Source organism: Chryseobacterium sp. FG46 (assembly GCF_057809135.1).
In genome coordinates this window covers 225,236-236,577 of the sequence record NZ_JBMDJJ010000001.1, presented here as the reverse complement: position 1 = coordinate 236,577, position 11,342 = coordinate 225,236, and the positions used below count along the sequence as shown (strand labels likewise).

General features: G+C 35.8%; 9 protein-coding genes. 6 read left to right on the top strand and 3 right to left on the bottom strand.

What is annotated here, in order from left to right; translation table 11 throughout:
* Positions 1-819, top strand: a complete 819-nt coding sequence (locus tag ACODR7_RS01035; protein WP_488836550.1) for a DUF4249 domain-containing protein — start codon at positions 1-3, stop codon at positions 817-819.
* 50 nt (positions 820-869) lie between these two features.
* Here ACODR7_RS01035 and ACODR7_RS01030 read toward each other — a convergent pair whose 3' ends face one another.
* A complete protein-coding gene (locus tag ACODR7_RS01030) occupies positions 870-1,595 on the bottom strand; it encodes a YoaK family protein (protein WP_488836549.1) in 726 nt (241 codons plus the stop codon).
* A 368-nt stretch (positions 1,596-1,963) separates the two neighbouring features.
* Here ACODR7_RS01030 and ACODR7_RS01025 point away from each other — a divergent pair, with 368 nt between their 5' ends.
* Positions 1,964-2,650, top strand: coding sequence for a Crp/Fnr family transcriptional regulator (locus ACODR7_RS01025; RefSeq protein WP_488836547.1), 687 nt, complete (start codon positions 1,964-1,966; stop codon positions 2,648-2,650).
* A 101-nt stretch (positions 2,651-2,751) separates the two neighbouring features.
* Positions 2,752-3,147 carry a VOC family protein gene (locus ACODR7_RS01020; RefSeq protein WP_488836546.1) on the top strand — a complete coding sequence of 132 codons (396 nt, stop codon included), beginning with the start codon at positions 2,752-2,754 and terminating at the stop codon, positions 3,145-3,147.
* A gap of 692 nt (positions 3,148-3,839) precedes the next feature.
* Here the strand turns inward: ACODR7_RS01020 and ACODR7_RS01015 are convergent.
* Complete coding sequence (locus ACODR7_RS01015; protein ID WP_488836544.1) at positions 3,840-4,493, bottom strand: LuxR C-terminal-related transcriptional regulator; 654 nt, start codon at positions 4,491-4,493, stop codon at positions 3,840-3,842.
* Positions 4,471-6,207: a sensor histidine kinase gene (locus ACODR7_RS01010; protein ID WP_488836542.1), complete on the bottom strand. Its 1,737-nt coding sequence runs from the start codon at positions 6,205-6,207 to the stop codon at positions 4,471-4,473. The genes ACODR7_RS01015 and ACODR7_RS01010 overlap by 23 nt, the downstream gene beginning before the upstream one ends.
* 685 nt (positions 6,208-6,892) lie before the next feature.
* Here ACODR7_RS01010 and ACODR7_RS01005 point away from each other — a divergent pair.
* The 3 genes from ACODR7_RS01005 (at position 6,893) to ACODR7_RS00995 (ending at position 11,300) form a co-directional block, all read left to right on the top strand.
* Positions 6,893-8,080, top strand: coding sequence for an FAD-dependent oxidoreductase (locus ACODR7_RS01005; protein ID WP_488836541.1), 1,188 nt, complete (start codon positions 6,893-6,895; stop codon positions 8,078-8,080).
* A 13-nt stretch (positions 8,081-8,093) separates the two neighbouring features.
* A complete protein-coding gene (locus ACODR7_RS01000) occupies positions 8,094-9,866 on the top strand; it encodes a flavin monoamine oxidase family protein (RefSeq protein WP_488836540.1) in 1,773 nt (590 codons plus the stop codon).
* 294 nt (positions 9,867-10,160) lie between these two features.
* Positions 10,161-11,300, top strand: a complete 1,140-nt coding sequence (locus ACODR7_RS00995; RefSeq protein ID WP_488836539.1) for a vWA domain-containing protein — start codon at positions 10,161-10,163, stop codon at positions 11,298-11,300.
* Positions 11,301-11,342: the final 42 nt, after the last annotated feature.

The window sequence follows — 11,342 nt, the reverse complement described above, 5'->3', positions numbered from 1 at the left end:
ATGAAAAATACATTTTATATCATAGTATCCCTTTTTGCATTAACTTCTTGTGAAAAGGAGATCGATCTTGATCTGAATGATCAAAGCGGAAATATTGTCATTGAAGGAAATGTTACCAATCAACCAGGACCTTATACAGTGAAAATCACAAAATCCGTAAGTTTTTCATCACCTAATCAATATCCGGCTGTCACCGGAGCTCAGGTTATTTTAAGTGACGATATGGGACAAACTGAAACCCTTCACTATGTAGGAAACGGAGTCTATCAAACGACTGCTTTTTCCGGAGAGCCTGGCAGAACCTATACTTTGAAAGTAGAGTCCGAAGGAAAACAATATAGCGCTCATAGTAAAATGCCTGAAGTGGTATATTTTGACGGATTACAGCAGAGTTCTTTCAAATTTGGAGATAAAACCACATATACCCTGCTGCCATTATTTACAGATCCAATGCCATTGGGGAACCGATACCTTTTCAGCTTTACGATCAATGATCTTACTAAAAAGTACATGAATACTTTTTCAGACAATGTGAATAACGGATTACCCAATCAACAACCTCTCATTCTTCCTAATGACGATAATAAAGGCAGAGATCATGAAGTGGTAGTAGGAGATAAAATTCATGTAGAAATGCAGTGTATTGACAACAATATATTCACGTATTACAGTTCTTTGCTTCAGATTTCAGGTGGCAATGGCGGAACTGCTACTCCAGCCAACCCTCCAAGTAACATCAGTAACGGAGCTTTGGGGTATTTTTCAGCGCATACGACAGATACACAAACTTTGGTCATTGAACAGATGACCACTCCATAAATTTTAAAAGGATATTCCGCTCATTGGAATATCCTTTTTTATTCTCTGTTTTATCTTAGCTTTCTTTTTAAAGCATAATAGCTGTACAGAAGCTTATCATACCTGATCACACAAAGCAGTAATCCTGCAGTTGCAATCAGTACCTTTAAGCCGATCATCCTGTAACCCAAACCACCTGTTACACATCCTGAAAAAAAGCAGGCAATAATCACCAGTTTCAAGGCAATATTCTTTTTAAGCTGCTTCTTTTCCTTTTCCCTTTCCTTAAAAAAAAGTTTTGACAGTTCTATTCCCAGATCAGTAAATAATCCCGTAAGATGAGTAGTTCTCACTACAGATTGTGATACTCTTGTTACCAATGAATTCTGAACCCCCATTGCAAAAAGTAAAAGCCCTGCAACCGCATTAGGAGATATTACGATATCCAATGTATTATCATCTGCTATTCCCACAAAACTTAATATCAGAATTTCGATGACCAAAGGAATAAAATGCGGACGGAACATTTTACGTCCGGAAGAAAATTCGACCATAAAGCTTGAACAGAATGCTCCTCCCAGAAAACATAAAATAAAGATAAGATAAGTAAGGGCTTCACTGTAATGATTAAGAAGAATCTCTTCGGAAAAGAAAGCAAAGTGCCCTGTTATATTGGTGGTAAGCACCTGAACAGATAATACTCCTACAATATTCACTATTCCGGCAACAAATGAAAGTGCTGATGCCAGCTTAAGATTGTGAAAATAAGTTCTGTTTTTTCCCCTGTGTCTGAACATTTTAAATTTCTGTAAGGGCTTTATCTTTAGAAAAAGAACAGCTGGATACAATAAATAAGTAAAAAAAAATAATTAGAAATGTCAGTGTCAAACTGTGAAAAACATGTCCGCTTAAATATTTATCCAGTGTTCTTTATAGATCTACTCTTTCCCCTTTAACGTAAAATCCTATTTTTCAGTAATGAATGATTACTCTGAAAAGGCATCCACAGACCTCAATAAATGTTCTGTTTCTTATTTCAGCATCAATTTTATTACTTTTGTAAAAGTAATTCGTTCAGGAAAAAAATCTTGTGATTTGGATCGGCCCAAAATGTGATTTAAATTAAAAACTGAACGTACATTCAATAGCCTGTATAGAAAAAATTATGATCTCAAAATTTATTTTTAATAATCAGTATCTTTTTGATGAACTTCCTGAATATGATAAGAATCTGCTTACAGAAGCTATGAAAACCAAAAACTACCGTAAAAACGAGCCCATATTTACTGACGGAACAAAACCTAATGGCGTTTACTATCTTAATGAGGGTAAGATAAAAAAATACAAAGTTGATAATGACGGAAGGGAGCAGATTATTTACATTTACAGCTCCGGAGAATTTTTTGGATATTCTGCCATTCTGAGTAATGAATCTTATGGGGATACGACCTCAACCCTTGAAAATTCTGTCATCTCATTTATTTCAAAAGACAGTTTTCTGGATATTCTGAGCCAGTCATCCGTGCTTTCAAGGCTGTTATTGAAATCTCTGAGTCATGAATTCAGTGTAATGGCGAACCTTATTGCCGTTTTATCTCATCGTACAGTCCGTGAAAGGGCAGCCCTCAGTTTACTTATTCTTCATGATAAATATAAATCAAATGATACCCCTGATGACGAAGTGTTCATTTCTCTTTCCCGTGTGGATCTTGCCAATATGGTGGGAACAGCAAGAGAAACTTTAGCCCGCATTATCAATGATTTCAAACAGGAAAAACTGATCAGATCCGAAGGACGGAAAATACAGATCACGGACTTTAAGCGCTTAATTCATATTGCTAATTTTTATTAATAAAGTTATTCAGATTAAAATCTATCATATCTACTGACAGCCTGTTGTCATAAGCGTCCATTACCTTTGTTTAAAATTAGTTTAAACAAATAAGTATCCTTATGAAACTTACCTCATTAAGAATTATCAGCAAAGACATTCAATCAGCAGTAGCATTTTATGAACAGATTACCGGATTTTCTGCCACCTGGTATACGGAAGATTTTGCAGAACTCTCTGCTGATTCAATTACAATCGCTATCGGAAGTACCCGGACCATGCAAATGTTTTCGGAAGATTTTACAGATTTAGCAGGTTCAAAGTCAACCATTATTGAATTTATGGTTAAAAATGTTGATGAAGAATATGAAAGGATTAAAAGTAAAGTTTCCAGAATTATTCAAGAACCGACAACGATGCCTTGGGGAAACAGATCTCTTCTATTTTGTGATCCGGATGGTAATATGATTAACTTTTTTACTCCTGTGAGTGAAGAGGCTGTGAAGAAATTCAGCTAAAGTTGAACCACTTAAGTTTTTTAGAGCCAGGCTTTACATAATAAGCATACCTAAGCTTTGTAAAGTTAAACAACTTTATCATAAAAATAAAATCTCACTGACCAGCAGCGAAGTTTTATTCTAATTTTTTTTAAGTCAATCTTACTGTGCGAGGAACTAACTCAATGGTTTTGTTTACAAATGTATGGTAATACTGATAAAAAGAAGCATGTCCTGAATCAGTACCGCTAAGTCTTTTTCTCCTGACATCTTTTTTCTCATCCAAAAACACAAAAAGGAAGCATTATGCCTCCTTTTTGTGTTTGTAATGTAACCTATCAACTGAACCTCACTATATGTGTTTGTGTTTTTTTCTGATCATTTGGCTTTTTTAAGAAGTCCGTTTAAGGTTATTCATACACTTCTTTAATTTCATCTGTGTTTATTAAATTTTTTCATCATTTGTGTTTCTATAACTACAGCTTATTATTTGTATAGTTATAATCATTTGTTGTTTTTTGTGTATGAAACTTCAGAAGTTTAAAAGCATTTCTCAGTTGCTTTTTCATTACTTAAATTTCACAGTACAAAGGAACAACATTCCCAAATAAAATCTTCTATAAACCCCATCGATACATATCGATCAGCCTATAGATATTTATCGATGAAATATAATATTCGGACTCTTTGAAGTGGTAATTACCTTAAAACATTTATAGTTTATGATGGGTTTTGACAAGGTCAACAAGCTCAACCATATTTTCAATCTTAAGCTTTTCAAAGATATTTTTTTTGATGGTGCTTACTGTGTTCTGTTTGATATTCAGGCTGTTTGAAATTTCCAGATTTCCGTATCCTTCGGCATAGAGTTCTGCAATCTGAAGCTCTCTTTTGGTTAAACTGTTGAGCGGACTTATCAGATCCGGGTTGGAAACAAGCTGTATCAATAGGTTTCGTAAAAGATCAGAAAAATATTCCCCCTTCTCAATAAAGGTTGTAATTGCTTCTCTTACTTCTTCCTCTTCACTCAGTTTACTCAGGTAGCCATCAGCACCGGCTTTGACGAATTTAAGGCCATGCAGCTCTTCTTCAAGTCCTGTAAAAATCAAAATTTTAAGATCAGGATTTACACTTTTCATCTGTGGTAAAATATGAAGACTGTTTCCGTCCGGGAAATGGGCATCAATGACAGCCATTTCGATTCCTTTTGATTCTATCAGTTCCAATACCTGATGTAAAGATGAAGTCTGATACACTTTAGCATTAGGAACAATATCACTGATAACAATCTCCATTCCCTGGCGTACAATGCTGTGATCGTCTGCCAGAAGGAATATAATCTCTTTATTTTGAATTGGTGTTTCCATTATTATTATTACGATTTAAATTGATCCTGAATGTTACTTTAGTTCCTTTATGTAATTTACTTTCAACGGATATATCGCCATCGAAAAGTTCTACAATTTCTTTTACCAGATTAAGCCCAAGTCCTGCTCCCAGATTATCTACTTCATCAGACACCATACCCTGATAATAGGGGTCAAAAATTTTACCGAGATCAGATTCTGATATTCCTACTCCGGTATCTCCTACCGTTGTAATCAGGCAAATTTTATTTTCTCCAAGAGGCTCTGTAGCCATTACAAGATCAATTTGCCCGTTTTCTGTAAACTTATTGGCATTTCCCAGAATATTCATAAAAATCTGATTGATTCTGATATTATCCGAATATACTACCAGATGATCAGGAATTCTGTCTGTAACCATAAATCTGTTATTTCTCGTTTCCAGATACGGAGTAATCACTTTTACAATAGAACTGATTTCATCTTTAAGATTGAAAACGGACTGTATAAGCTCTTTTTCAGCATTTTCATTTTTGGTATATTCCAGAATCTGGTTAGATTGCAGAAGCAAAGTGCTGTTGGTAAACTTAATTGATTTAAGATAATCCTTTATCGTTTCATCTTCAGTAGTTCTGTGGATTTTATCTATGAAAATATTGATGATTTTCAAAGGAGATCTCAAGTCATGGCTTAACATTCCCAGAATCCTGTTCTTGAAATTAAGGTTCTTCTTAATTTCTTTATTGGCAGTATCCAGTTTTTGTTCGTAGACAAACGCCATTCTTGTAAAATACATGATCAGGATAGAAACAATAAACATCAGAATCATCAGCCCCAATACCAGATAAGTCCTTATCCTGTTATTATTGGAGCTCTGTTCATTATACTCTCTTTCCAATTCAGATTTAAAATCCCTGATGGCATTTTCATACACTTCTATTAAGTTATTACTATACACCAACAGCTTACTGAAATTGCTGTAAAACTGTAAATTATTCTTCTGACTAATGGCTGCAAGCAGCTGAACCTTCTTTACTTCGGCAGCATAATGCTTGTCTATAGATTTTATCGTATTGTCCATTTTGGATTTTACCTGAGAAAGATCTATGGTTTTATTATTAGTCATTGTGATCACAGTACTCTCCTTCTGAACATCTACTTTTCCTGTTACGGCATCTTTTAAACGTCCGAAAAAGCCTTTCTTTTTTACAGTATCTGCATAAGTACGGGTTTGAATCTTGAAATCTTCAAAATCATTTTTATATTTAGCCGGCTCATATTGCTTATCCTCAATTTTTTTTGGTGGATTCAGAGAAGTCTGGTACACTGAATCTATTAATGTCTTCAGTTTCGCAGCTTTTAAAGTATCCTGACTACGAAGGGCCAGATTTTTTTTCAATCTGGGACTTGTATTTTCGTATTCACCAATTTTATCAAAATTAGTCTTAAGTTTTCTCAACGACTTGAAATAGAGCTGCAGATCATTCTTATCCTGAGTAGCCATATATTTCTGAAGATGATCCTGTGCATCCATGAAATCTTTCCTGGAGTTATCAGTTAAACCTCCCAATGCACGGCTTTCCTCAAGCTGATCTTTAATAAACTTCAGCTTCTTTCCGTTGACAAATTCATTGTAGAAAAATATGGCAATAATGACCTGTATCAGTAAAATACAAAGGATCAATGAGTAATGAACAAGTTTTCTCAATTTAAAATTTAAGAATTTATTTTTCATATTTGTTTATCAGTTAAATTAATTTCCTGATGACGTAAGTCCATTAGATATTAGCTTTTAACAATATAGCATTATTTTCAATAATTTCATAATAATCATATATCGTTCAATTCGCAAAGTTAAAGTAATTTTTGTCTTCTTATAATAATGAATATTTGATTAAACCCATAGAATTTATTTTTTTTTACTATTAAAAAGCCTTGTAAACATTCAGTTTTATTTATGTAAATCTTTTTTTTTAGATCAATTGCAAAAGTTAAGGCTCAGTAAAAGATTCTTTTCCTGCATATTTTATTCCAAATAACACATATTAAGTTAGAAAAATGAACGGGAAAACCCCTAGATCATTTATTCTTTATACTCTTAATGATTATTGAAACAGCCTTCTGTATATGGATTTCCTATCATTCCGTATTTCTACTCAATGCAATATTTGGTTGTTTACACTCTAAGAACTTATACTCTCTTCTTTGTTAATTTGAAATGCTTATTAATAGTGACAATATTCAATGGAAAACCAGAATATTAACCTGTACCGGAAGATTCATCTCTACACTTCAACTATTGTAGTGGACAAAATTCCGAAAATAGTGAAGATCATTAATGATGGAACATTCCTCCATATTGATGTCTTTACTGTTGGGTTTCCCTCCAATACAATTATAAAAATAAAAACAAATAACCTATGATTACAGAAAACTACGACGTAATTGTCATTGGCGGAGGAGCAATAGGACTTGCTACAGCTTATCATCTTGGCCAGCGTCAGGCTAAAACTTTAGTACTGGAACAATATACTTTTGTCAATCAGCTGGGAAGTTCTGCAGGAGTATCACGCCAGTTCCGTATTCCTTATCCTGATGAATATATGGTACAAATGGCTCTGGATGCACAGCCTTATTGGGACGAACTGCAGAAAAAAACAGATACCCAACTGCTTGATAAAGTAGGAACACTATGGTTTGGAGACCCTGAAGTTCATTCCACCGAAGGGAATATTGCTGAAGCAGAAAAAGCTTTAAAAGCTTTAGGAGTTCCTTATACTACTTTAACTTCAAAAGAAATTGAAGAGCAGTATCATTTCAAAAACCTGCCCGATAATTACACCGGACTCTTTCAGCCGGATGGTGCCAGCATCAATTTTAAGGCAACTATTGAAACACTTTTAGACCTTTGCCAGAAAGAAGAAACCGTAGAACTCAGAGAAGATTCTCCAGTACTTGAGATTAAACAAAACGGTGATCTTTTTGAGCTAACCACTCCCAATGGAATTTATATCGCTAAAAAACTGGCCATCATTCCCGGACCTTATATCAACAGTGTGATCAACTTGCTTGATTTTAAAATAGAAGCCACTTACTGGAATATGTCTTCTGCTTATTTTAAAAAGACAGATCCTTCTATACAATATACAACATGGTTTGTATTTCAGAATGCAACGGGAGACAATGGCAATCAGTTTTATGGCTTTCCTTCCGTGGAATGGGATCATCCCGAATACATCCGTGTAGCACCGGATTTTGTGATCAAACCTTTGGAAGAACCGAGCGACAGAACATTAATTCCCAATCCCCAGGAACTGGCCTACACTTCCCAATGGATTGAAAATCATATGACCGGGCTAAGCATCATTCCGGAATATACTTCAACATGTCTTATCGCTTTAAGTACAATTCCCAATAAAGAACTGCTGATTGATTTTGCCCCGTCTTATGTACCCAATCATAAAAACATTGTGGTGTATGCTACAGGATGGGCTGCCAAATTCACACCGTTCTTAGGAAAAATCATGTCGGATCTTGCATTAGACGGGCATACTGATTTTGACATTACTCCATTCCGATTAGGATATAAATATTTCTTAGCACTTTAAAAATTATAACATCATGAATCAAGAAAACGTCAATAAAAATACACCGCTCTATCCGGGCATGCAGCCTGATCTGAAGGTAGAAGTAGCCATTATAGGTGCCGGAACTTCCGGACTATACACTGCTTTTCGTTTGGTAACAGACAATAAGTATAAAGGTCACGAAGTACAGATCTTCGACATGAGCGACAGATTAGGCGGAAGACTGGAATCTGTAATTATGCCGGGAATGAATTTCTGGGGAGAACTCGGGGGAATGCGCTATCTCACCTCTCAGGAAATTGTAACAACACTCATAGAGGGTTACCCGTTGAAAGAAGCAGATCTGAACAAAAGAACGCCTGTTCTGAAAGATAAAATGACCCCTATCCCATTTCATATGGGAGAACCTGAAAAGCTTCTGATGTACATCCGGAAAGAACGTTTCAAACAAAATGCATGGACAGAAGAACAGAAACATGATAACAAACTGATTACACGCTATTATCTCAATGAAAATGATGAAGGATTCAGCTCTGATCAGTTATTCAATAAAATTATCTATAATGTTTTAATGTCAGACCCATGGGTAGCTGCCACCTATAAAGATCTGATTATTGCAGATCCTAATGGCTATGACTTTACTTTCAAACTGACCAGCCGCGACTGGGATGCTATAAAACCAAAAATGGTTTACAATTTCCCGGGTTCTCCCTATGACAAACGTCTGGTAAATGATATCGGTTTCTGGAACTTAATCAAAGATCAGGTCTCCCAGGAAGGCTACGAATTCTTAGCAAATGCCGGAGGATACTACTCCAACACAATCAACTGGAACTCTGCCGAAGCATTTCCTTATATGGTAGGAGACTTTTCTGCAGACACAACTTACAAAACCATTGAGGAAGGTTACGACAGTATTGCCTATGCAGTAGCCAACACGTATATGGAATATGAAGGAGCACGCATCTGGTCTGAAAACAAGCTGATTACTTTCACCAAAGATCATCATTTGACCGCTACTCATAAATACGAATTAACCTTCCTGAATATACAAAGCAACGAAACATGGAAAGTGTACGCTAATTCAATCGTATTGGGTATGCCAAGAAAATCACTTGAACTTCTGGATCAGAATAATTTCTTCTTTGACGCTAACAGGCATCAGAAACTGAACAAAAACATCCGTTCTATCATCATGGAGCCTGCCTTTAAAATCCTTATGGGCTTTGAACGCCCTTGGTGGAGAGAACTGGGAATTGATTCCGGGCATTCCATTACAGATTTGCCGATGAGACAGTGCTATTATTTCGGTACTGATACTGAAACCAAAAATTCAATGTTATTGGGAAGTTACGGTGATATGGAAACAGAAACATTCTGGAAAGCCTTATCTGATGACAAAGTTCTGTTTAAAGTAAGAGCTGCAAGATCTGCATCATTGGAAGAACTGCATAAGTTTGACGATGTTCAGGCTACAGAATTAATGGTGAATGAATTGATGAACCAGCTTAGAGAACTGCATGGTATAGATATTCCGGAACCTTATGTAACCTACTTCAGAGACTGGACAGATGATCCCTACGGCGCAGGATATCACGCTTGGAAAGCAGGTTTCTCCGTAAAAGATGTGATGCCTTATATGAGAAAACCATTGGTGGATGAACAGATTCATATTATTGGGGAAGCCTATTCTGATCAGCAGGGCTGGGTGGAAGGTGCTTTCTGTGAAGCGGAAAAAATGCTTCAGACCCATTTTAAATTAGACTGGCCATACTGGTTAGATCCTGAATATTATTTAGGATGGTAATCTTGAATATATAATGATAAGATGATGTGTATAGATAAAGCTCCGGAGTATTTCGGAGCTTTATCCCATTTATGGATATAAGAGTTTTTTTGATTTATAATCTGTACAATCTGATGAGCATTATATTCTTATTCCATATCACAATCATTAGTATTTTCTATTTTTCTAAGGGAATCTTGAGATGATATTTTCCTAACTTTTCAGTTTGAAACGAATTAAAGAATACTTCAGACAATTCATTATATTATCTGAAATATTCAAACGCAAATAACTGCAAAATCTCTTTATCATCTTATGACAGATAAAAATTTTAATCCCGGAAAAGGATTTATATTCAGTAAACATGTGCCGGAGGAATTATCACATTTTGACCGGGTCTTTGATGTTTTTAAAGATTTGCTCACCCACACCTCCGGAGATATTGAAGAAGCCTTCGATTGGCTGGATATGCTTGATCAGGAATATGATATTTTCAGTGATGAGTATACCCTTCAGGATTTTGAAGAAGACTTGAAAAAACGTGGTTATATCAAAGAAAAAGATCCTGAAGAAGGCAATACGGGAAGTGGAAAAGGTAAAAATATATTAACGCCTAAACTGGAAGCTGCCCTTCGTGAATATGCGCTGGATCAGATTTTCGGAAAACTGAAGAAAAACGGAGCGGGAAATCACCGTACCAACAAAACAGGAATTGGAGATGAACGTGATGGCGAAAACCGTTCCTTCCAGTATGGAGATGATCTTGCTGCCGTGAATATGACAGAAAGCCTGAAAAATGCACAGATCAACAGCGGAATTTCAGATCTGCGCCTTACAGAAGAAGACCTCATCGTAGAAGAGACAAAACATAAGGCTCAAATGAGTACTGTCCTGATGATCGACATCAGCCACTCTATGATTTTATATGGTGAAGACCGGATTACTCCAGCCAAAAAAGTAGCGATGGCACTCGTGGAATTGATTAAAAGAAAATATCCGAAAGATTCCATTGATATCATTGTTTTTGGAAATGAGGCATGGCCCATTAAGATTAAAGATCTTCCCTATCTGAAAGTAGGCCCTTATCACACCAATACGGTAGCCGGACTTGAGCTGGCCATGGATATCCTTCGCAGAAAAAGAAATACTAACAAACAGATTTTTATGATCACCGATGGAAAACCAAGCTGTATTCAGCTACCCAGCGGTGAGTTTTATATGAACAGTTTCGGCTTGGATGAAAAAATTGTTAACCAATGTTTCAACAGAGCAGCACAGGCAAGAAAACTGAAAATTCCGATCACGACATTTATGATTGCACAGGATCCTTACCTCCGTCAGTTTGTGGAAGAATTTACAGCCCAGAACAAAGGAAAAGCATTCCTCACCGGACTATCTGGTTTAGGACAAATGATTTTTGAAGATTACGAAAAAAACAGAATAAGAAGAATATAAAGGTCAGATTTCAGACTTTAAAGCATTAAAATAAAATCTTAC